Annotated in this window: 15 protein-coding genes and 2 tRNA genes; 7 read left to right on the top strand and 10 right to left on the bottom strand. The window is 58.9% G+C overall.

What is annotated here, in order from left to right; all coding sequences use genetic code 11:
- Positions 1-89 precede the first annotated feature (89 nt).
- Together SH410x_RS19285 and SH410x_RS19280 are read right to left on the bottom strand one after the other, a co-directional pair.
- A complete protein-coding gene (locus SH410x_RS19285; RefSeq protein WP_473670002.1) occupies positions 90-1472 on the bottom strand; it encodes an enolase C-terminal domain-like protein in 1383 nt (460 codons plus the stop codon).
- Positions 1473-1475: 3 nt separating this feature from the next.
- Complete coding sequence (locus SH410x_RS19280; RefSeq protein WP_473670000.1) at positions 1476-2108, bottom strand: response regulator; 633 nt, start codon at positions 2106-2108, stop codon at positions 1476-1478.
- A gap of 582 nt (positions 2109-2690) precedes the next feature.
- On the opposite strand from SH410x_RS19280, the gene SH410x_RS19275 reads away from it, so the two are divergent.
- Positions 2691-3866, top strand: coding sequence for a DUF4261 domain-containing protein (locus SH410x_RS19275; RefSeq protein WP_473669998.1), 1176 nt, complete (start codon positions 2691-2693; stop codon positions 3864-3866).
- A 144-nt stretch (positions 3867-4010) separates the two neighbouring features.
- Here SH410x_RS19275 and SH410x_RS19270 read toward each other — a convergent pair whose 3' ends face one another.
- Positions 4011-6770 carry a TolC family protein gene (locus SH410x_RS19270; RefSeq protein ID WP_473677350.1) on the bottom strand — a complete coding sequence of 920 codons (2760 nt, stop codon included), beginning with the start codon at positions 6768-6770 and terminating at the stop codon, positions 4011-4013.
- A 413-nt stretch (positions 6771-7183) separates the two neighbouring features.
- Between SH410x_RS19270 and SH410x_RS19265 the strand changes: the two genes are divergently transcribed.
- Positions 7184-8653 carry a hypothetical protein gene (locus SH410x_RS19265; protein ID WP_473669996.1) on the top strand — a complete coding sequence of 490 codons (1470 nt, stop codon included), beginning with the start codon at positions 7184-7186 and terminating at the stop codon, positions 8651-8653.
- A 437-nt stretch (positions 8654-9090) separates the two neighbouring features.
- Here the strand turns inward: SH410x_RS19265 and SH410x_RS19260 are convergent, their stop codons facing one another.
- On the bottom strand, positions 9091-10128 hold the full coding sequence (locus tag SH410x_RS19260) for an HTTM domain-containing protein (RefSeq protein WP_473669994.1): 1038 nt from the start codon (positions 10126-10128) through the stop codon (positions 9091-9093).
- Positions 10125-11066: a hypothetical protein gene (locus tag SH410x_RS19255; protein ID WP_473669992.1), complete on the bottom strand. Its 942-nt coding sequence runs from the start codon at positions 11064-11066 to the stop codon at positions 10125-10127. The genes SH410x_RS19260 and SH410x_RS19255 overlap by 4 nt, the downstream gene beginning before the upstream one ends.
- A gap of 478 nt (positions 11067-11544) precedes the next feature.
- Here SH410x_RS19255 and SH410x_RS19250 point away from each other — a divergent pair, with 478 nt between their 5' ends.
- From SH410x_RS19250 to SH410x_RS19235, 4 genes are all read left to right on the top strand, one after another.
- Positions 11545-12480, top strand: a complete 936-nt coding sequence (locus SH410x_RS19250; RefSeq protein ID WP_473669990.1) for an NAD-dependent epimerase/dehydratase family protein — start codon at positions 11545-11547, stop codon at positions 12478-12480.
- 94 nt (positions 12481-12574) lie between these two features.
- A complete protein-coding gene (locus tag SH410x_RS19245) occupies positions 12575-13789 on the top strand; it encodes a Gfo/Idh/MocA family protein (protein ID WP_473669988.1) in 1215 nt (404 codons plus the stop codon).
- Positions 13790-14045: 256 nt separating this feature from the next.
- A complete protein-coding gene (locus tag SH410x_RS19240; protein ID WP_473669986.1) occupies positions 14046-14228 on the top strand; it encodes a hypothetical protein in 183 nt (60 codons plus the stop codon).
- 29 nt (positions 14229-14257) lie between these two features.
- A complete protein-coding gene (locus tag SH410x_RS19235; protein ID WP_473669984.1) occupies positions 14258-14830 on the top strand; it encodes a hypothetical protein in 573 nt (190 codons plus the stop codon).
- A 48-nt stretch (positions 14831-14878) separates the two neighbouring features.
- Here SH410x_RS19235 and SH410x_RS19230 read toward each other — a convergent pair whose 3' ends face one another.
- The 4 genes from SH410x_RS19230 to SH410x_RS19215 form a co-directional block, all read right to left on the bottom strand.
- The gene (locus SH410x_RS19230; protein WP_473669982.1) at positions 14879-15685 is read right to left on the bottom strand and encodes an ABC transporter ATP-binding protein; all 807 of its coding nucleotides are present in this window, start codon (positions 15683-15685) and stop codon (positions 14879-14881) included.
- The gene (locus SH410x_RS19225; RefSeq protein WP_473677349.1) at positions 15682-16455 is read right to left on the bottom strand and encodes an ABC transporter permease; all 774 of its coding nucleotides are present in this window, start codon (positions 16453-16455) and stop codon (positions 15682-15684) included. Before SH410x_RS19225 ends, SH410x_RS19230 begins: the two co-directional genes overlap by 4 nt.
- Positions 16455-17657 carry an ABC transporter substrate-binding protein gene (locus SH410x_RS19220; RefSeq protein ID WP_473677348.1) on the bottom strand — a complete coding sequence of 401 codons (1203 nt, stop codon included), beginning with the start codon at positions 17655-17657 and terminating at the stop codon, positions 16455-16457. The genes SH410x_RS19225 and SH410x_RS19220 overlap by 1 nt, the downstream gene beginning before the upstream one ends.
- A gap of 54 nt (positions 17658-17711) precedes the next feature.
- A tRNA-His gene (locus tag SH410x_RS19215) sits at positions 17712-17785 on the bottom strand.
- Positions 17786-18002: 217 nt separating this feature from the next.
- On the opposite strand from SH410x_RS19215, the gene SH410x_RS19210 reads away from it, so the two are divergent.
- A complete protein-coding gene (locus tag SH410x_RS19210) occupies positions 18003-21920 on the top strand; it encodes a serine/threonine-protein kinase (protein ID WP_473669980.1) in 3918 nt (1305 codons plus the stop codon).
- A 525-nt stretch (positions 21921-22445) separates the two neighbouring features.
- Here the strand turns inward: SH410x_RS19210 and SH410x_RS19205 are convergent.
- A tRNA-Arg gene (locus SH410x_RS19205) sits at positions 22446-22519 on the bottom strand.
- Positions 22520-22919 lie beyond the last annotated feature (400 nt).

Genomic DNA, 22919 nt, shown 5'->3' with positions numbered 1-22919 from the left:
TGCTCCCGATGCCCTTATGTGCCTCTTGTGGGGGCAGCGGAGGCGTGAGGCGGTGACCGGGACGCTTCTCGTGTCACGGCTGCGAGGTTTCAGCACGCGTAACCGAGTCCTGGGCCGTTGAGCAATTCGGTGGGGATTTCGCCGCCACGAATTTCGAACATCGCCGGGTACCGCTCCATCCAGGCTGCATTGCCGGCCGGGCAGTATTGGCGGCCATTGCTCTCGACGGCCGCGACGGCGGGGATGTGTGCTGCCAGTGACGCGGAGTGTAGGAACGAGGCGCCGATGCACGTCAGGTCTTGCACGCATAGGAACAGGCCCTCGTGCTGCGCCACTGCGCCGAGCAGCATCGCTTCGGCGTGCCCCTTGCAGGCTTTCAGGGCAATTCCTGAGTAGCCCTGGGCGACCGCCCGTCGCAGGCTATTCAGGTCGGTAAGCGATTCGTCGATCACGACCGGTTTGAGCTTGCCGACGCGGTGCATGGTGACTGCGTCAGGGCGGGTGAGATCACGCGCCGTGGGCTGTTCAATGTACTGGACGCGCTCAAAGGCGTCGGGGCTCTGTTGTCGCAGTTCAGCGAGCAGGTTCAGGACGTACTCTTCGTCGGAGCACCGCTCATTAAAATCCAGTGAATAAAAATAGGGTTTGCCTGTCGATCGGCCCCGTTGGTGGGTCTGGCAGGCGACCTGGTGAGTGCCAATGATGCGTTGCAGGTCCCACGCGGCGTCGTCGCCGGCGAGTTTGATTTTCAGATGCGTCAGCTCGTTTCGCTCGATCCATTGGCCGAGCGTTTCGGGCAGCCCGTCGCCGACGGGTGTTTTGATGTCGTCCGCGGTGAGTGGGTCGAGGGCGCCGACGAGGTGATAAAGGGGTAGGGCCGCAACGGGTTGCTGGGACACGAATTGATCGAGCCTCAAGCCATCGTAGGCGGCATCGCCGAGTAGTTCACCGAGATCGCTCGGCAGGTGCTCAGCGGTGAGTAGTTCATAGCTGCTCGTCCCGGCCGCCTTCCCCTGGGCATCGAACAGGGCTGCCTCGATTGGCGACCCTGCCAAGAGTACGGCGAGTTCGGGGATCGGCGTCACCAGGCCATGGCGTTGGGCAACCTCGGCTGCGATGGGATCGCGTCGTTCGGCGAGTTGCAAGCAGATTTCAATGGGGTGGCCCGCGATATCCATTGCGTGGCAGGTTTCTGCCAAACGCTCGGCGATCTCCAGGACGACGGTTAGTTTGGTCGCATCGTCCACGGCAGGATCGGGCCAAGCCCACGCCACGCCCATGGTCATGCTGCCCAGCCCCTGCCCACGCTGCCCATTGGCGAGCGTAGCATGGCAGGCAACGTTGAGCACCGTCACGTCACTGACTACCCGGCCGCCGAATTTGATCGGCGTGCGGTAGCGATAGGATTCAGTCTCCAGTTCAAGTGAAGCGTCGGTTAGCGAGGTTGCAGGCGTTGCTCGATCCTGATTCACTACTTAGACCAAGTCTTTGCGAACGGCCCATACGGCAGCTTGCGTGCGATCGGAAACACCGAGTTTGCGCAGGATGTGCTGGACATGCTCTTTAACGGTTTCGTAGCTAATGCCGAGCATTTTGGCGATTTCTTTGTTCGTCAAACCAAGCGCCATCTGCCGCAGCACTTCGCTCTCACGCTGAGTCAGTGGCACATCAATGTCTTGGCTCATCCGAGGAGTCGCCAAGGCACCGGTGACGCGACGCAGTTCTTCACGGGTCCACGATTGCTCGCCAGCGAAGCACAGGTTCAGGGCTTCGATCAGCCGTTCGATCGGTGCTGACTTCAGTACGTAGCCAGCGGCGCCGAGTGCCACGGCGCGGGCGACGTAGGTGGGGTTGTCGTATCCCGAGAACAGCAAAATCGGCAAATCGGGATGGTCGAGCTTGATCCGGCCGAGCGTGTTCAGGCCGTCACCGCCCTCCATGCGGATGTCCAGCAACACGGTGTCGGGGACATCGTTTGCGACAAATTCGAGCGCTTCAGCGGCTTTGGTGGCTTCGCCAACAATTTCGATGTCCGTTTCACTCAGCGCGGCGCGTGTCCCCAAACGCGAGACAGCGTGGTCATCGACAATTAAGAGTCGTTTTGACAAAGGATTTATTCCAGTTTCTAGTAGGGTGTGGTTGGGTGGGTCGTCTACCCCAGTAGACGTAACTGATGGCGAGTCAGTTCCACTATCCACCAAATTCGCCGAAAAGGGTAAACATTCGGTCTACCTCTACATGGTAGCACTACGGCAGCCAGTGGTAGCAGGCCAGCATTTCATGAAAGATATCTTCCACGCTGTAGCCGGAATTCGAAAAGACCGTTTTTCCCCGACAAATCACTTGCATTTCGGATGCGAAAAATTTATTGGGAAAACAATGGATTTTTTTGTGCGCGGGTGTGGGCCACCCAAGGCAACGTAATCAGTATACACTATACATCTGCCGGGGGATATTCGGTTCATCGGAAATCTCGCCAATTCCTAATCCGCTACCGAGTCAGAACGGTCGCGTTGCGGGCCTCGCTCGAGGCATCGTTTCCGACTCTGCCCCAGAGTTGGTGTGGGTCGGTGAACCGCAGTCGGGTGGGATCTCGAAATATTCGCCATTGCGGCTGAAAATTGCAGAGAATCGGTCGCAACTTAGCCGCTATTGCCGTAAATTGTGTGGTGTAAGAGCGAGAAATTGGCGTGTCAGAAGCCCGATCGGTTCGGCATCCGCGGAAAAAGCAAGGATCGCTGGCAATTCAACCGAACAGGAGTGACGTGATGGCGAAGGGATTGTTCACCCAGGGCATGTGTGTCCTCTTGAAGCAGCCGATGCCTGTGGAGGAAATACAGCAACGATTGCGCGCCTTCGAGCTCGTCGCCCGGCAAGAGTCCGATGACGCTGAGGCGCCCGAGACACTTGTTTATGAATTTCGTCCGGATTGTGGTGGACATTTACTGGTGACCCCCACCATCGCACCCTGGCCGGACGACATGGGCGACCCCGATGAATCACCCGAACGGTTCGTTGCCTGGTCACTTGGACAGTATGGCCCGCTGGCGTTTCCCGGCGGTCTCGAGCGGGCGGCGGCCCAGTCCTGGGGTTGGGAGGGGGCTGTCGATGCAGTGCGGGAGCACACCGCACATGTACGTCTGTTAATCAGTTATGTGCTCGGCTCGGACGAGGATGACGATGAAGACCTGCCGCTGGTGCCCGATGACTACGATTCGATGGCCGAGCTGCAGGCATTGACCCGGGCGGCGACAGCTTTGCTCGAATCGCCCGCCGCGTTGTGCTATTTCAATCCCGGTGGGGAGATCTTGCGGGATGCCACCCTGCTCCGCCAAGGGCTCAATCATGCATGGAGTCACGAGCTGCCGCCGCTGGACATGTGGACCAACGTGCGGATCTTCACCGAGGATGATGGCTGGGTGGTGATGGACACCGTCGGCAATGGCCAGTTTGACTTGCCGGATATGGAAGCGGTTTGCCGAGGCGAAACCTACAAACCCGGTGATATTGAGAACTTCCTACGGCACGCGACGCTCTATTTGCTCGCCGGCGACGAAGATGTTTGCACCGGCGACACCGCCGACGGGCCAGGCGATATCAGCTGGACAGCAATCGAATGCGGCACGTCGTTGTCGGATCCGCCCCGCCCCACCATTCGGTGGGTTCCGGACGATTCGTCAGCCCCGCCTGAGTATTTGCTCGATCCCGGTGATGACGATATCGACGAAGACCTCGACGAGTTGCTCGATGACGATGACGACGGCGAGGGGTTTCTCGAAGACCATGAGGTCCGTGGCGGATCAATCGACGACTTTTTGGATGACTGGGAGGATGGCGAAGATCCCCCAGGTTCGGTTCCGTTCTAAAGCGTTCACTGAGTAAACGTTCACGGGATGGACGTTCACTACGTGATTGCCAGTCACGTTGCGTCCGCCCTCAGGCCGGTCAATGGTGCGGGGATCAACGAGTCACTGGCGACGCTCGGGCGAGCGTCGCGACAACCGCTGCCCTCAAATCCCGCGACCGTAGATCGCCTCGGTGGACTGAGGCCGCAGGGGCATGTTGCCACAGGCGGGCGGTGTGCATGGGTTTTCGCCGTCGATGAACGGGGCTTGCCCACACTCAATCATCCCACTCTCCATCGTGCCGACCAGCCCGAGGAGCGCGGCGGGGTCGATTGGCCCGGGATCGATCCACATCCCGTCGGGCGTCAGTTCCATCGTGCCGAGGTCCATGTCCAGCCCACGCCGAACGACTTCGAAGTTCACATACAGGTTCAGCAGCCCGTTCTGTGAATCGAGCAGGGCGCTCAATGCCGTAATCGTATCCCGAGCCGCGGTGGGACCGCTACTGAGGCCGCGGGCATCTCGGAATTCGCGAATGTCTTCGTTGAGCTCCAACTGAGAGGCTGCGATTCGCACCGATTGACGGCCCAGTTCAAAGTTGATGCGGTTGGCTCGCAGTTGTCGGATGGTGGCTCGCAAGAGCCGCCAAATGTTATCTTCGTAGCCGTAGTATGCCCGCTTGGATTGTTCATACTCGATGAGCGACTGGCGATAGGTATTCCGCTCCTGCAAACGCGTGATCGGTGCATCCCACTGCAGTCCCACACGCAGTGCCGTGGTGTTGTGTTTGAGGGCGAACGGATTGTTGCCATCGTTTTGCACGCCGCCGGCAAAGGTCACATCGAGGGTGCTCTCAAGATTGTCGGCGATAAACTCGATGGAGCGATATTTGTCGACCAAGCTGGCCCGGGCGTTGGCCCAGTCGCGGCGGTTCACGCGAGCAATCTGCAGCGCTTCCCCGGGATCGATTTCGACTTCGGGCAGAACGAGGCTCTCCACCCGGGCGCGGGCTTGAACTAGTTGCAGGCTGAGCACGTCGTCGCCAAGTTGGGCGAGCACATTTTGGCTTGCCAGGATGACCCGCTGGCGAACCTGTTGGGCCACTTCGGCGTTGTCGTTGGTTTCCGGTCCGGCCGCGAGGAATTCTGCGATCGACTCGGTCAGGGCATCCACTTGGGGTTGATACGTCTTCAAGCGTGTCGAGAGCTTCTCGAAGCTTTCTTCGAGCTCTTCCCCAATTTGGAGCACCGGTTGCATGTCGAAAATCGACTCATCAACCGCTTCGATGCCGAGCAGCGAGCAGATATTGTTTTGTTCTTCCCGATAGAGGGCGAGCAGCGATTCGGTTTGCCGGCGTCGTTCGGGGAGTTGTTCTTGGAGGGTCTCGAGGTCTTGGCGGATCCGCGGCAGGTCATCAACGACCAGGCTGCGTGAAAATTGCGAGACCGGCTGGAGTGATTGCTGCAGCTGCTCGACAAGTGATTTGGTTTCAGCATCCCACTTTAAACGCGACGTGGGGATGCCTGTGACGGGGTCTATTTGTCGTTCCGAGCGGTCCAATAGGGCAACATTGAGCCGGCCGACGAGCGTGCGGACTTCGATGAGTTCCTCGCGTCGCATTCGCAGATCGCGGTCGATCAGTTCGAACCGAGTCAGAGCGGGGTCATTGATCTCGACGCAGATGTACGGTGGCAATCCGAGATTGGTCAAGAAGCTATCGATTGAGTTTTGGTAGGTGACGCGGCGCGTGACCAAGGCGCTCTGGGCGCTCAGGAGTGACGATCGCGACTGCGAAACTTGCAATCGCTGCCGAATGATGGCCTCCGGATCGTCAGGGATGGTCGTGAGCAGTTCCACGAGTGTGTTTTCGAGCACGAGGAGGTTCTCGCCGAGTCGGGCCACGTTCTCTTCGAGGTTGCGAATCTGGAGTTGGTCCTGCAGCAGGCCGATGAAACCGCCCGCGTCCGGCACGCCGCCGCCACTGAAGTTGAACGTGCCGCTGCTGCCACCGATGCCGCCGAAACCGCTGCCCAGGCCGGTGAAGCCACTCAGTCCGACGCCGAACACACCGCCGCTGCGCTGCACGGTGGTGTCGATGTTCCGACCGGTGGTGATATTGAGGTAGAACGCCCGGCGATATCGTTCGAAGGAGCGGACGTTGGCGAGCAGTCGCCGCTCGGAGATGGTCAGACGTTCCATCACGCGGTCTCGACCGGCGTTGCGCAGCAGTGGCTGCAGCATGGCAAAGTCGAGAACGGTAACGGCCGACTGGGAGTTCGGGCCGCTGAGTTCCCACACGATGTTGTTGGCCACACCGACGACGAGGTTACCGCCGGTCGCGAAGGCGCGCTGCATCGAGAGATCACGTAGCCCCACGCTGTACCCACCTAAGCCGACCTCGGTACTGCTGCTGCCCGTTCGGCCGTTCCCGTTTGTGCTGAAAAAGGCTCGCTGACCGCCGAAAAACTGCGTGTCGAACTGGAACCGTTCACTGCTGACGTCGAGGGCTGAGAGGAACAGGCTCTCAAGTTGTTTCTGATAGTCCGGAGACTGCAGCATCGCGATCCGGACCGAGTTCTCGGAGTTGAGTTCGAGGACACCATTTTCGTTGAGTGGCAGGTATTGCCACCAGCCCGGATTTTCTGACGTGTTGGTCAGACCAGCGGCATCCCACAGGGGGTACCCCCGCCGCCCGTCGACGCACTGCATGTAGAGATGCGATGCGGGGTCGTCCAGCGGCATCGGTTGGAAATCGGGGTCGAACGGATTGAACATCCGGCTGCGCGGGTCGATTTCGATATGTAGCCGCGTGTCGGGGGGGCGTGAGACGTGCGACGCTTTTTCAGCGATCAGCGCATTCGCCTCCCGGTTGGCTTGCACGCGGTAGTGAGCTCGGGAACAGCCCATCGTGACCAGCAAACCCATCACAATCATGGTCATCAACGCAGACCGCCAATGGCCACGTCGGCTGCGTTCGCATAAATTGTTAAACAAAGTTTGATTGGTCACGTATTTACCATCCATGGCAGATAGTCAGATCGGAATGGGCGAATGCGCCATCCATGGCGCGGGGATTCGCCTGTAACCTTGGTTCGGACGATCCGGGCATTCGGCTTGACCGCTGCGGAGGGAAAAGGCGGCACATCCCGACCTAGGCCGTGCACCTCATGCCTGATGGGCAATATGTAGCGATTAGCGGGATTCAATCTGCCGCGTAAGCCATTCGGTTTAGAAAACTTGGCGAAAAAATCGCAGTCCCGCCGCTTCGTCGATTAGACTTGTTAACGAAACTAGTACCTCGATCTCTGCCCGCCCTCACTCCTCTTGTCTACTATTCGATGTCGTACGCCCTGCTCGGACTACTGATCGTATTGGTGTTGGCCCAAGCGTTCTTGCTTTGGAAGGCAGCCACTACTTGGCGATGGTATGAGATGGTGGCGATCATCTTGACCACGATTCTCGCCGTTGTTTTCTTGTTCCCCGTCGCCGGAGCGTTGAAGAGCCGCTCAGCGTGGTACAAGAAAAAAGAGGAGCTCGATGTCCGGTTCGAAAAAGCTCAAACGGAGCAAAAGGAACTGCGTGACGGCGATCGGAACAACCCGCTGTCCGACGAAGGCGTGCTGCCGATGTCGCAAAAGCTGGCCGCAATCGGGCTGGAAGCCGGGCGACGATGGCGCGGCCTGCGGCTCAATAGCTCCAATTTCAATGGTCAAGCCACCATTGTGCTGGCTCGTCCACCACGCGAAGTCGTCCCCGGCGAAGAGCCCGAGGCGGAGGAACCCAACGCCGATGCCGCCAAGGATCCGCTGATCGCCGAAGGGATGGTGGTGTATGGATTCGGGGAAGGCCGTGGCCCCGATATCGAAGTCCCCGTTCCTGTGGGATACCTGGGCGAATTCCGAGTGGTCAGCAGCACGCCGAACCAGGTCACGCTGTCGCCCACCGGGCCGCTGATGGCCGATCAACAACAGTTAATTCAGGACGGAAAGGCCAGCAGTTGGTCCGTCTACGAGCTCTTGCCGCTCGACGGCCACATGCCTTTTATCGCCGCAGGTAGCGTTCCCGACGACGACAACGTCTTTGGACGCGTCGACGAGAAACTCATTAATGCCATCTTGGCAACCACTTCGGAGGAGACCCGTGAGAGTTACCTCCGTGACGGCTCCCGATCCCGTGCCGATGACCCGCCGTTGTCGCGCTGGGTGAAAGTCGAATTCATCAAACCGTACAGTATCACCGTCGATAGTCTCGATGAGCGTGGTGCCTTGGTCGAAGGCTTCTTCGATGGCAGCGGACGAGCGGCCGACAGCCGATTGAAAGTGGGCGGGGATAGTAAAGGCGAGGTCAAATTAGCCAAGGGTGAGTTGTTACTCGTCAAGAAAGAGGCCGCCGATGCCATGCGTGCCGAAGGTGTGGCGCGACTGGTCGATGAATACTACCTCCGACCGCTCAATGATTACCGCTTCGTTTTGCGGCAGATGCGATTGAGAATCGCAGACCTGCAAAACCGCAGCAAAATCCTCGGGTATGAAAAAGAGGTGCTGCAGCGGGCCATCGACGCCACGGTCAGTATGCTGGCCTCCTATCAGACGGATAAATTGCTCCTGGAGCAAGATTTTGACCAGACCGAAAAGGAGCGGAAAGCGATCGAGAGCTACAACGAAAAACTTCGCGTCCGCCTCAAAGAAGAACGTGAGAAATTGGTTCGGCTGTATCGCAGTAATCAGTCCCTCGAGGGTGAACTGTCAGAGATCCAAAACAACATCCAGACACGTGTGAACTCACTGACGACCACCGGCACTCGGTAACAGCAGTGCCTGCTCACGCGGGTTGGCATGCGGTGGGCCTCAACGGCCCGAACGCTGTTGCAAACACCGCGGGCCGTACAGGTAATCGAGTCAAACGTCGTCGGGCCGCGTGCCCTCCCTCGGGCTGAGTCGGGCCCTCGGGCTGAGTGCCCCGTCGGGCCGCGTGCTCCGTCGGGCTGAGTCGTCCCGTCGGGCTGAGTGCCCCGTCGGGCTGAGTCGTCCCAGGAAATTGCGGACAACGCTGGGGGCATCATGTTCTTACCGTGGTCTCCCGGCCCGGAAACGTGCCGCGACCCTCCTCACTGGGGCCGACAAAGGAACGAGCGGAAATTTATTGTCTGATATTGTGGCCGAACGCTCCGCGTTCGATCATTCCGACCGCGAAGCGTTCGGCTATTCCGACCGCGGAGCGTTCGGCCACTTATTTCCGCTCGTTCCTAATCGGCCGCGGCGGCGTCGCTTCGATGGGAACCCTCTTCGTCCACTCCCCGCCACCGCCGGATCCACTCGGGGCTGATGAAGATGCCGTTGGCGGCGATCATCATGATTCCAAACGTTGCCATCCCCAGCCCCAGCCCAATCCCAGCGTGCACGCCGACGGCGATCGCCAGTGTCAGGGGACGGGTCCAACGCGGCCATACCAATGCACAGTAGAAAATCTCCCACAGCAAGGTCACGTGCGTCAGTGCGGTGAATAGGCTGGGGTAGGCCGCGACAAAGGTTGCGTCCCAAGACTGGTACTCGTAATTGCCAACGGCGTACCAGAGCGCCGTCCCGTCCCACCACATCTGTCCACGGGCTTTGGCCAATCCACCAAACAGGTAGATGATGCAAAGATGCAGTTGCAGCAACCGCGTCGCGATGTTGGCGGTCACCGAGGGCTGGTCATCAGGCCACAACCACGACCAATAGCGGGAGAGTGGCTTCTGAAACTTACCGACGAAACGGCGCCGCAACCAAGCGTCGATCGAAAACGCGGCCCCGCAGGGGGTGAAGGCGAGGTACATCACGCAGTACGTCAGGATCTGGTCCAGTCCAAACAGGCTGCCTAGCAATCGATGCACGATCATCAGTTGGAACCACCACGCGAGCGGTCCGGTGATCCGGGTTAAAAAACCAACCATGAACGATGCCGATACCAATACAACGACCAGATGGTGGATCGCAATCAACGTGGGGCTGTCGATATTCCACAGATACGACCAGGCGGCCGTCGATTCGCCGAGCCTACCGTCATGGAGAGCTCGCGCGGTGTCGTTGTTGATCCAGGCATCGATGCCGATGAATGACGCCAGGTCAGTCGCCAGCACCAAATTTGTGTACAGCAGCATCGCGCCGGCGACGATCCGCAGCACGGCCAGCGTTTCAATATGTCGTGGGGTAAACCAAAACGCGTCCCAGGCGGACACAAAGTCGAGCGAGGATTGTTTGACGCTGCGGCGTTGCTCGGTGAGCAGTTGTGAGATGCGATTCATCGCGATGCTCCTCCTGACGGAATGCGGGAGTCACGTTCGCCTCGGAACAATCCGTCCGGGGAGGCGCCGAAGGAGCCGGGCCCGGGCACATTGGGGGCGTCATTTAGGGCGCCATTCGGGGCTGGGGCGTCAGGTCTGGAGGCGTCAGGTCTGGAGGCATCAGGTCTGGAGGCGTCGGGTTTGGAGGCGTCAGGCCTGGGCTCGCCCGGATCAATCCCAATGGGCGATGCCGGTGGTAGCGGTTCGGGGCGCACGTCGAGCAGTGCTTCCATGCTGATGGGGATGTCTTGGAGCACGATATAGGCCGCCGGATCGTCCAGCGGAACCGGGTTGGTGGCGTACGCCACGAAGTCGGGCAGCAAATGTTCGACACGGTCAATTTGGATCGGGCGTTCGTCGAACTTCGTTTCCAAATGGCGGGTCATCGAGCCGAGGATCAGGTCGAAGCGTTGACGCCCCAAACGCCATGCCTGCAGCTCGCCAAGCGGCAATTCGGGACCGACCAAACGTGCCGCGTCGGCCGGCAACTTCGGTTGATAGGAATCGTTGAGGAACTCCGCCAACATGAAATGCCGGTGATACAGCAGCCGCGGCCACTGCTCGTTCAGGTTCGGGTACCAGAGGGTATCGCTCGGGTTTTGGGCCGAATGGATCGGCTCCACCTCCCCTGCTTCACTCGGGTTGGGTGCCCCCCGTTGGACACGCATCAAATGGCTCGGGCCTGGATCGGGAGCGAAGAACGCATACCCGCGATCCAAGTACAGAAATTGACCATATGCGGCCACAGGGGCGAGCAGTTTTGATACAGAGGGTGACAATCCACGGGGACCGCGGCTTTGAAACGCCAGCGGCGGCGCAAAGACCGCGGCCAAATGAACTAAAATCAATAGACTCAAGATCACCCGGAGACGTCTCGAAAGGGGAACTGGTGAGGTCATGGACAGGTACAAACCGGACGGTTCAGGGCGTTGGAAACGGAGTGCTCAAAATAGTCTCTCGAATGAAGATGTATAGACGGGTGGGGCGGGGGTGCCTGCGATGAAGTCCCGGTTCGACGCGGCGACTGTTGCATGGCAGTGCTCGTTGCACGGCCGATTTCTTCAAAAACGGACGTGGTCGACGGGCAAGGCCGTCCGGGGCGTGGGAGTGAAGAATGCTTGAGCACATCGCTGACCCGCCTTCTCGGCGTTTGGGTGAGCGAAAACAGATGGGCTGCCACTCATTCGGTTTGCCCCTGGGATCTGGTAAATTTGGCGTCCCTCTAACATGCCGTTTTGGCTCCCGTCCCACTTTGAACCTGTCCGACAACCGGTAGCGACACTCACCCGTGCGTGGTTTTTCCGTCTTCTGGCGACGGCAGCTACGATCGTCTCCGGGGTTTCGAACAGGCTCAGACCATTCCAGAGTTACGAATCGATGCCTCACCAGTCTGTCGTGCGCCGAAGAATCTTGATCACCGGTGGGGCGGGCAACGTCGGTGGCTCGCTGGCCTGTCGCCTGGCGGCGTCACCGGACAACGAAGTCGTGGTGGTGGACAATCTCGTGACCGGCAGTGTGCGAAAGCTGCCGTCCCCGCAGCCGCCGAATTTCCGCTTCATCAAAGCCGACGTGAACGACCTGAATGATCTTTCGCCGATCATGACGGCGCATCGTTTCGATGTCGTCTTTCACTATGCCGCGCTCGTCGGTGTGCTTCGGACACTGGCTAACCCCGTGGCGGTACTGCGCGACATCGATGGTATTCGCAACGTCCTCTTGCTGGCTAAGAACACGGGCGTGCAGCGGGTGTTTTATGCCAGCAGCAGCGAGGTTTACGGTGAACCGGTTGAGTTGCCGCAACACGAACAGACGACGCCCCTGAACTCACGGTTGCCCTACGCCATCATCAAAAACCTGGGTGAATCGTATTTCCGATCGTACCATCAAGAGTTTGGCTTGCCCTTCAACGTGTTTCGATTTTTCAATACCTATGGCCCGAAACAGACGACCGATTTCGTGATCCCGAAATTCATCGAGGCCGCCCGCGCCGGTCGCGACATTACGATTTACGGGGACGGATCGCAGACGCGAACGTTCTGCTATATCGATGACAATCTCGATACAACCGAGAATATTTTGGCCGATGAGTCGCTCGCTGGTGAGATCATCAACATCGGCAGTGACGTGGAAGTCAGCGTCTTGGATCTCGCCCAGCGGATCATTGAGAAAGTCGGCAGCCGCTCGCGAATCGTCCACGTCGATCCCTTGGCCGAGGGGGATATGACCCGTCGCTGCCCGGATATTACTAAAATGAAGAAAATCCTCGCACGCCCGCTCACCCCGCTCAGCGAGGGGCTGGACAAGATGATTTGACGGCATTTTCTGGTGCCCACCTGTCTGCTCGCCGCGTATAATATGCTGGCCCCCCTTCGCCCGCCTGATTCTCCCGCCACCCACCGCTAGTCTCTTGACCAAGAAAACTAATTCGTCGCGAGCGAGCGACACACGCTCGCCGTCCTCGCCGCTGGCCGCTCACGTCGAACGTGTCGCGGGGAACCGGCGTGAGTTCTTCGCGCGCAGCACGATGGCGTTGGGCAGCACCGTGGCACTGGGCGGTGCGGATGCCGTGGCGACCGGCGAATCAATCTTGGCCAACGGGGTTTCGCCCGGTGGTGGGGTGTGGCCGGGCGGCAGTGATCGCATTCGGATCGGACTGATCGGCTGCGGCGCCCGGGGCAAAGCAGCGGCCATTGAAGCCATGGCAGCGGGCAGTGCTCACGGGAACGATCAGAGCGATTCGTCGGGAGTCCAGCTCGTTGCGATGGCGGACACGTCATCGAGCCAACTGCAGACGGCCTACCGGACGATCAAGGGACGCCATCGCGATGGCGTGGACGTTGGCAGCCGCCGCTTTGTCGGCCCTGACGGTTGGCGTGGGGTGCTCGCCAGTAACGTGGATCTCGTGATTCTGGCGACCCCGCCGGAGTTTCGTGCCGCACATTTTGAAGCCGCCGTTGACGCCGGCAAACATGTTTTCATGGAATGTCCAATCGCCATCGACATGGTGGACGTGCAGCGCATCGCCGCCGCGGGGATAAGGTCCAGGCAATCCGGGCTCGCCGTTGCGGTGGGGCATCAACGACGGCACGAACTGCGCACCCGCGAGTGCGTGGCAAAGTTGCATGACGGCATCATTGGCGATCTGACTTACGCGCGCACGTATAACAGCGATTTCCAAGATGACCGGCACGTTCACAGTCTCGACATCGTGAACTGGGTGTTGGGCCAAGGCCCCTTAGCCGCTCAAGGGTTCGGTGGCACGGGCAGCGATGATGCCACCTATCAACTCATCGAGTTTACCTACGCCAACGACTTTCCCGTGATTTCGCAATGTCGTCAAACGCGAAGTGGTCGGCAACATGGCGAACACTTCCACGGCACGTTGGGCACCTGTGACATTGCGCGCGCGGCCGTTCGTGATTCCAGTGGTAAACTTATCTGGCAGAGCGAGGCCAAAGAAATCTCGGGTCGAGGGTGGCAGCGTCAGTTCAACGAATTGATCGCGAGTCTGCGGGCGGGAGAAACCCCTTTTGAACTCGATCAAGCGGTCGCCAGCACGAGTGCAGCCATTCTGGGGCGGATCGCCGTGCAGAGTGGCGACCTATCGGTCCACAGCTGTTGAAATTAGCCGTTTCGATGAGCCGAGATCGCTGCCGCTCAACAGTGGATAGCTCCTACATCAATTGAGTGCGACAGACGCCCCACGCACCAATGGCCGGTCATCTCGACCCACCGATTCTGGGCACGAGTCAAAACTTTAGATATTGACCAAAACTGGCACCGAACTTGCTCCTTCAGTCCTTGCATCGTGGGTTCTCGTATCGAGCGTTCCAGCGCGACACGATGGGAACGCACTACCAGATCAAAGGATTAATGAAATGTTACAAGCAAAGAATCGCGACGAGAGTGATGCCGATGTGCCGCTGAGCGAACGCGGCAAAGGTGAGAACATGTCGCTCGATGAACGTTCGCCGGCCAGTGTCTTCGGGATCGTCGGGTTGAGTTACCTGGTGGTCCTGTTGCTTGTGGCACTTGCTTTTGGCTTGTGGTTTTATCTCTAGGTCGGTTACCTCATTGGAGAATTGTGGTCATGCACGCAGCTTGTTTAGTAGCGGAATATGAGTCGCACGAAGCGGCGAAAATTGGTCTAGAGGTATTGCGAAAGGCAGATTTTCATGCCGACGCGATCTCGGTTGCTTGGAAGGGGCACACGCGTGCACTGGGCAAGGTGGACCGGAGCGGCGCGGGCGCGGGGGGCGTCAGCGTGGAGAGGTCGATGGAGATCGGTGCCGGGATTGGTGCGCTGGTGGGGACACCCTTGGCCATCGGTTCGGTGATGGGACCGATCATGCTCGCCGGTCCCCTCGCGGCCCTGGCAGGCGGCGCTGCACTCGGAGCGGCGATGGCGGAAGCGGGAGGAAATTCTTCGCAGTCGAACTTCGACCGCGTTGATTCGCGAGGGCTCTTTGCCATGGCAAACCACTATGGAATCAACTCGCATTCTGCTGCGAAATACGAACAGCGAATTAACGAGGGGGCGATTTTACTGATCGTTACCAGCACGCCTCCGCGGCTCGATGAAGCCCAGCTGTCGCTCAAGACAACCGGGCCAGCGAGTTTGCAGCGATTCGAATTTGACCATGCTGGCAATGCCAAGTCCTGAGGGAAAACGCAGCCGGACGGTCCGCTTTGAATCGGGTCGGCCGGTGGCTTACTGCGCCGCGTTTGGGTCCGTAGGGTCGGCCGCTTCGCTTCTACCAAAGTGATCGAGTCCCATGAGGTGAAAGACTTCGTCGCGTATGCGGAGGCAGGCGGGATCGTCAAGGTTACGAGGCCGCGGCAAGTCGACGGGGATCACAGATTGAATCTCAGCAGGTCGCTTGCTCATCACCACGATCCGATCCGCCAATTGGACAGATTCTTCGACGTCGTGAGTCACGAACAGGATCGTTTTTCGCTCCTGTCGCCAGATCTCAACCAGATCTGCCCGCATCTTCAATCGGGTGAGAAAATCGAGTGCTCCGAGAGGCTCGTCCATGAACAGGATGTCCGGATCCGAAGCGAGCGCCCGGGCGATTTCGACGCGTTGGTTCATGCCGCCCGAAAGGTTGCGCGGATAGGCGTTCTCAAAACCCGCCAAGCCGATCATCTCAATGTAGCGTTGGATTGTCTCGAGACCTTCGGGGGTTGCTCGATCTCGCACCCCAAAGCCGATGTTCTGGTGGACGGTCAGCCACGGGAAGACCGCGTTGTCTTGAAAGATAAACACCCTTCGCCGGTCGGGTTTCCCGACGACAGCCCCATCAATGAGCACCTCGCCCTGGGAGGGTTTGATGAATCCGCATGCGATGTTCAGCAACGTTGACTTGCCGCAGCCCGAAGGGCCAACGATGCAGATAAATTCACCTGCTTGGACCTCAAGATTGATCGAGCGGAGCACCGGAACAGGGGTGCCGTCTTTTGCTGGGAAATCGAGTGACAGATCCTCCACGAGGATTTTGGGGACGGCTCGATTCATCGCTTTGCCGTTCCTCGTCGAGAAAGTGCGGAGTTTTCAATGCGGGCCATGGCCGAGTCCAAGGCGATACCGATGATGGAAATTACAATCATCGCAGCCACGACACGATCGTAGCGCAGGTTGTTTCGGGAGTCGTTGATCTGAAATCCCAAGCCGGACTGAACGCCGAGCATTTCCGCGGCAACCAGGACGACCCACGCGATACCAAGTGCCAGTCGCAGCCCCGTCAGGATTTGTGGCAGCGCCGCCGGCAGGATGACGTGAAACAACATCGCGATCCCACTAATTTCGAAATTGGTGGCAACTCGAAGGTACTTTTCGTCAATCCCTTCGACGGCCGAAGTGGCGGCGGTGATGATGGGGAAGATGGACGCGAGAAAGATCAGGAAGATCGCCGATAGGTCGCTCGGCTCCCACCACTTCACCCCACCAAAGACCAGCACGGAAATCGGCAGCCATGCGATCGGCGAAATGGGCCGCAGCAGTTGCACGAGCGGGTTGAGTAATTCACGCGTCGACCGGGACCAACCGATGGCAAGCCCTAGGGGAACGCCCGCGGCGACGGCGAGTGCAAACCCCCACATCACCCGAAAAACCGATGCGATGATGTAACGCCATAGCAAGCCCTCGCGGGCGATCTCGGCGAGACCTGTGAGGGCCAGCCACGGACCGGGCACGTCCGTGCGTCCATTCCCCCACGTCGCGAGCTGCCAGAGCAGTACAAACAGGCCGATGCCGATCAAACCGAGCAGGAGCGAACGCGCCCGCATCACGGCTGAGCCTGCACGCCGGAAACAGCCTCGTCACGAGACGTCCGGTCAGCTGGCTGCTGGCCAAAGGGAAGTTCCCAGACGCCAGAGTTTTCAAACGAGGGGTCAGCATAATCGTCGAACCCAAACGGATCGCTCTGCGTGACGGGGCGAAAGCTGAAGAAGCCCAAACGCTCCGCATATTGCTGGATCTCATCGAAGTCTTGGCGGGCGAGATCGAGCTGACTGTAGCGAACCCGATCGGGCGGCCGCGTCAGCACAAACTTCAGGAGCTCCGGGTCTTGATTGTAGTACTCTTGCCGCGCCGCAATCAGGGCCGCTTGCAGTCGTGGGCTGTGACCAAATCCTGCTGGAATTTCCATGTTTTCGGTGTCCTCATTCGGGACGCTGCCAGACTGAAACACCCCCGCAATCAATCGATCGTCGCCCTCGTCGAGCCATTTTCCGGATGCCGAGATCCCTTGGACGAGCTCGCGCACCAGATCCGGGTCACGCTCGATCAGTCGTTCGGTAACCACCAGTGCACAGGAGATGAAATTGGGCCAGATGTCTTTTGTGAAATACAGCACCCGTCCAAATCCATCCATCTCCGCTTTTGCGGCGAACGGTTCCCCGACGATGTACGCATCGAACTGTCCCGCCTGCAGGCCAGCTGGCATTTCTGGGGGCGGGTAGTCGATGAGGGTGATCTCATCGTCGGCAAAATGAAATTGATCTTTGAGTTTCTCGATCAGGATCCGCTGGTTCGAGTACCGATGCGGGATGGCGATGCGTTTGCCCCGCAGATCCGCGAACGACTGATAGCTCGACTCACTGCCGACAACGATCGCGGTACCGTCGCGATGCCCCAGATGAACGATTTTGACCGGGGTGCCCTGACGCTGCATGACCATCGCCAGCGGCGCGAGAATGAACGCGGCGTCCAGATTACCAGCGTCGATATCTTCCGTCATGGCTGGGAAATTGGTGTATCGCCATGAGGCAAAGTCAGAATGTTCCGGCGAGTGCCGACTGACCCAGCTCGTCACCGGGCACGTCAGATGGCAGGTCACCGGCAGATGTCCGATCCGCAGCGACTTGCGAACCCCAGCGTCACCTGGCAGCGCCGCATTGGGATTAGAATGGAGCATGCCCAGATTGAAGTAGGCGTGCAGACACGTCACCGTTGCCAGGGCGATCAGGATTTTGCCAATGGGGGCCATCGTCACCTGGTCTGGCGGGCGTTCCAGCCAAGAGATTACGTGTTTTTAAAAAAGGGTGGCTAAGGGGGCTCGAACCCCCGACCTTCGGAATCACAATCCGACGCTCTAACCAACTGAGCTATAGCCACCGTGTGCCTATTGTGAAAGCGGGCGTTGGGCACCGCCTGCTCACGACGCCACAAACAATATCGCTTGTCTGCCGAGCGGTCAATGCCGGACAGGCACGAAAAAATGGGTCAATATCCGATGTATTCGCCCAATTGTCTTCGAAAATGAGAGCGGATGTACACGAAATATGTTTGAATGGCATGATACCGTCACTCCACCAAGTTTTTCCGAACGATTATGGCTCAGTTGGACGATTACAGCGGTGACGACTGGATGCTTCCGGGCAGCGATCGAGATACGCAGCGGCACAGGGTCGATCGCGCCCGAGTGACCAAGGGTCATGCTCAGCGTCCACGCCTGAAAAACTCGCCCTGGAAGATCGGTCAGGTCGTCGCCGGATTCGAACTCCTCCGGGCGATCGACTGTGGCTCGCACGGATGGGTCTATGAAGCGCGTGAGACCGCGACCAGCAAAACGGTGGCGTTGAAGCTCATTCCCACGGTGGATCCGCGGGACGCTGTGCGTTCCAAGACCGGTTTCCGGCGGATGTGCCAGCTGCGTCACCCAGGTTTGGTGCGGCTGTACCGGATCCTGCAGGAAGGCGACGCCCTCGTCTTTTCAATGGAGCTGATCGAAGGCGACAATCTGGTTCAGGTTCTGCGGCGTTGGAAGTCGCTCCCGCTGCAAGACGGCTGCGAACGGTTGCTCGAGATGCTCCGTCAAATTGGCGCGGGGTTGGTTTGGGTTCATGCGCACCAACTCGTTCATCGAGATATCAAGCCGACCAATCTGATGTTGACCAGCGATGGCAATCGGTTCGTCATTGTCGACTGCGATCTCGCGGGCGAGTTTGAAGCCGAGAGTGATCCACAAAACATTCGCAACTATCTGATTTGGACGCCGATGTATGTCGCACCGGAGGTTCTGTTTCGACAGTCCTATTGTCCGGCCAGCGATATCTTCAGTCTTGGCATGGTTGCCCTTGAGGCACTGCGAATGTTTTCGTCCGCTCAGCGACGGCGGGATCGACGCACGCAGGAGAATGAGCCACCCCGCGCTATCGATGCGGCCACGGCCGACCATGACGAGGACGTGATCCCGCGTGACGAGAAAAGCAGCCAGAGCGATCGTGAGTACGTGCTGTCGGCAATGGCCGGACTTCACAAGGACATCCCCGAATGCCTGTTGGAGATCGTTCATGAAATGCTTTCACCGGACGTTCCCGATCGCCCGACTGCGATGGCGGTGTCGCGTGTCGGGCAGCCGAGCAGTCCGCCGGTCCCGCTGTCCACCGAAAGTCACGCGTCGGCACGCGCCGCGCGATTTACCGAAGTGGCCCGCGCCCAGCAGCTCGTTGAACTACGTCGCTGGTGCCATCTGATTTTGGGAGGCCAGGTCAAACGCTTGCACATTGACGGAACATCAGGGATCGGCAAGTCGACATTTTTACAGTTGGCGATCAATGAACTGCGTTCTCAATCTTGGCCGCTCGTCTTTGTCGCTCGCTGCCAGCGTTTCGAGCAAATTCCCTTGCAAGCATTCAGCCAGATCGCTGACGAAATCGTCATCCGATATCGCCGTGGGGGCTTTGATAAGATCAAGGTCGACTCGGTGAGTGAATCCGTCCTGCAGCGCGTGCTGCCTGGGTTCAGCGAAATTCTCGAGGTCGACTGGACGCAACCGCCCATCGTGACCACGGACAAGCGAACCGGGGGACTGGAGGCGGCGATAAAAGTCTGCAATCAATTGAGAGAGGTCGGGCCTGTCTTCTTTGTGATTGATGATGTTCAGTGGGCTGATCAAGACACACTGCGCACACTCGATCACTTGCAATCCAGCGCCACGAGTCGATTGGGACCGCCGCTGTACCAGGGTTTGGGGGTGATTACCGTTTCGCGTTTGGGAGGGGATCGTCAGCAATTTCCGCCCGATTCGAATATCACGCTCGAGCCCCTGACGAGCGAGATCACCTCTCAGACCGTGCGCAGTGAAGCGAAGCTGCACGGCATCGACCTGAACGCAGCTCAACTGAACGCATTGACTGAGCAAATTGAGGGGTATCCGTACCGTCTCGAAGCCTACCTCAGTGAGCTGTCGCCATCGGGGTTGTTGCACGAATGCCTCACCGCAGAATCGCCGTGCTTGCCCGATGATGGTTCATCCCGCAAACCGCCCCGCCACGACGCACCCTCGATTGAAGATGTTTGGCAACATCGTAGCGACCGGCTCAGCCCGAGTGTCTCGGCGCTGCTCGATATTATCGTGATCGCTGGACGCCAGGTCACGTTTGATCATTTAGGGGCGATCGAGAGTAACTCTGCTCTGCTGGAAACACAGTTGGACGAGTTGGTCGAAAATCGGCTGATTGTTCGCGATGGGTTCGACGGGCAGCATATCCGTGTCTGGCACGACCGCCTCTCGCGGCAACTGCGATCTGCCATCCCGGCTGAGGAACGCCAACGTCTGCATCGCCAGTGGGCCGAATGCCTCGTCAAAGTCCCGCTCTCGGCGGGACGGATCGCGGAACATTACGAGCAAGCGGGCGACACGGTCGAGTTCGTGAAATGGGCGAATCAGGCGGCTGTGCAGGCCCAGCAAGTCTATGCACATCTAGAGGCAGCGCGTTGGCATCGCAGCGTTGCGTCGCACAGCACTGGTGTCGATCGTATCGATGCACTGCGTTCGTCAGCAGAGAGTTTGCAGCGATCAGGCCGGCTCTACGAAGCGGCTCAAACCTACCAAGAACTCGCCGAGCTGCTCACCGGCCAAGCGAAGCTAGATACCCAGCTCGAACAAGTCCAGTGTTTCATTCGCTCGGGGCGGTTTGTCGACGCGGTTGAGCAACTCGATCCGTTGCTAGCAAGACTGAAGCTGCCGCGGCGCAAGGCACCGTGGGCAAGAAAGCTCTCGGTCGCTTGGACTCTGCTTCGACCGTCCATTGCCACGCCGAGCATTGAACTGCAGGATTCACTCGCGACGCCGCAACGTTCGGAATTGCAAGGGCACCAAATCGCAGTCTGTGGCGCGCTCGCTCGTCCCCTCTGCATGCTCGACAATCGGTTGGCGGCCGATCTGCACGTCTTCAATTGCGGCATGGTCAAGCAGTACGGATCACGCGGCGAGCGGATTGGTTTGATCGTCGGCACGTCCGTGTTTGATTCCTACCGACCGGGGCGGAAGCGTCTCGCCGCCGCACGCACCCTGTCCAACTTGCACAAACAGTTGACTGATGACGACTCCCCCGGTTGTCACGGCGACGTCCATAGCGGCAGAGCTTGGGTGGCCGGGATGAGCGGCAAGTTCAACGAGGCTGCCGAGCTCATTTCGCAGGCTCGCAAGTGCTACTCTGACAGCGAACGGCACCATGGATTCGAACTCGCCCACACGAGTTGCCTCGAATCGATTTGCGATTTCCAAATGGGCAACTTGACTGCGTTGGAGACCATGGTTGATGACATGCAAGCCGAAGCTGCGACGATGAACGACTGCTTTGTGCTCGCGATGGGATCACTCGGATATAGTTCCGTCGCATTTTTTATTCGCGACGATCTGGACTCACTGCAGAGTCGCAACTCACAGCTATGGCCTCGTTTGCAAGAAATCGGCGAAGATGCTTTTGCGATGGGAGCACAGTTCGAGAGCCTGCTGCGGGCAATCTATCTCAACGAACCCAAAGAAACCGAAGCAACCATCGCCCGAGTCGAGCGTCTATGCCAGCAATCGGTGTTGTACGGTGTTCAGATGATGAAGATACTCAGTACCGAATTGATCGCAATTGCGACACTGTCGCTATTGACTCAGCCCCGTTCGCGGCCGCAGAAAAAATTTCGCCGGCTGATTGCCTCCCTGCGTCGCCAGCACCTCGATGCGGCCAGCGTGAAAGCGGACCTGGTCGAGGGCATCGCGATGGCGAGATATCCAGCGATTTTCTCTCGCGATCATGAGTGGGCGCTGACGCAAGCCAGGCATCGACTCACCCGAGCTGCGGAATCGGCCGAGATTCAGGGGCTCATGCCTACCGTCCTGGCCGCTCGCGATGAACTCGCGCTCCTCGCCGACGAAGCGGCCCCGAGTGATCTCGAAGCCTTTCTCAGTCAGCAGGGCGTCGCCAACGTTCCTGCATTTGCAAGACTCTATCGAGGTGCCCGAGACTAGGAGTTCAAGGTCAGCGTCCAGGAGGACGGCCCCAGTTTCAGGAGCATCCAACACTTCGGTTCCCGTCCAGCAACAAGTGCTGGCATCTTCTCGCAAAACGCCTGGAGCCGTGAAGAAACAGGGCGTCGAAAACCATGCTGTGCGTCCCTGAGCGTGGCGAAGAACGGTTCTGTCTAAGCAACGCGGGATCAATAACTGGCGTAGCGGATCTTGTTAAAGATCCATCCAGAACAGGATCTTTAACAAGATCCACTACGGTAAACCCGTCACTTATTGTTCCTGGTATCCTAAGAGACATGTAAGCGGACCGAGCAAGCATCGCGAGGTTGGAACCACGAAAGACACGAATCACACGAAAAGTCAGCGTGGGTCTATTCCGTGTCGTTCGTGTATTTCGAGGCAAGAATCCATGCCCGCGCCAACAACGCTCGGGTGGATGCCCAGTCGCCGGGCGTGCACCGGGAACGGTTCCGTGATCCTCACGTCCGCTGTCCAGCGTCGTCCTTCACGTGGTTTCTTTTCAGATACGCCCGGCAGGATTCGAACCTGCGACCGTCGCATTAGAAGTGCGATGCTCTATCCAGCTGAGCTACGGGCGCGTCGCGATTTTTGTGAGGCATCGGGAAACCTGTCGACAACCGGTGTCCAGCGAAAACCGCACAAAGCACACCCGGATCAACGCGTTGCGCCGCCCGGGGACCACGACCCATCCGTTCAAAGGTCGGTCGTGAACCCCGGCAGTTTATCCCAAAATGGTCGCGTTGCGAAGTCACGGACGCCAAATAAACCCACAGCGTTCACCCCCCACGGGTGCCACCGCTGCAGTAGCGACCATCCGTTGCCCGAGACACGCCAAGCCTTGCCGCAGTAGCAGTAGGGCCGGTTCCACCGACCACATGCGTTGGTTTGTCAACTCATTGGGCGGGCGATGATGCCGAGCTGCGCGACCATTCTTCGGCGGGATCCACCCGCAGCCGACGGCCGGTAGCACCGTCCCCA

It is taken from the genome of Rhodopirellula sp. SH410 (assembly GCF_055811895.1).
The sequence above is the reverse complement of the archived record's forward strand: the minus strand, read 5'-3'. Positions and strand labels throughout refer to the sequence as shown.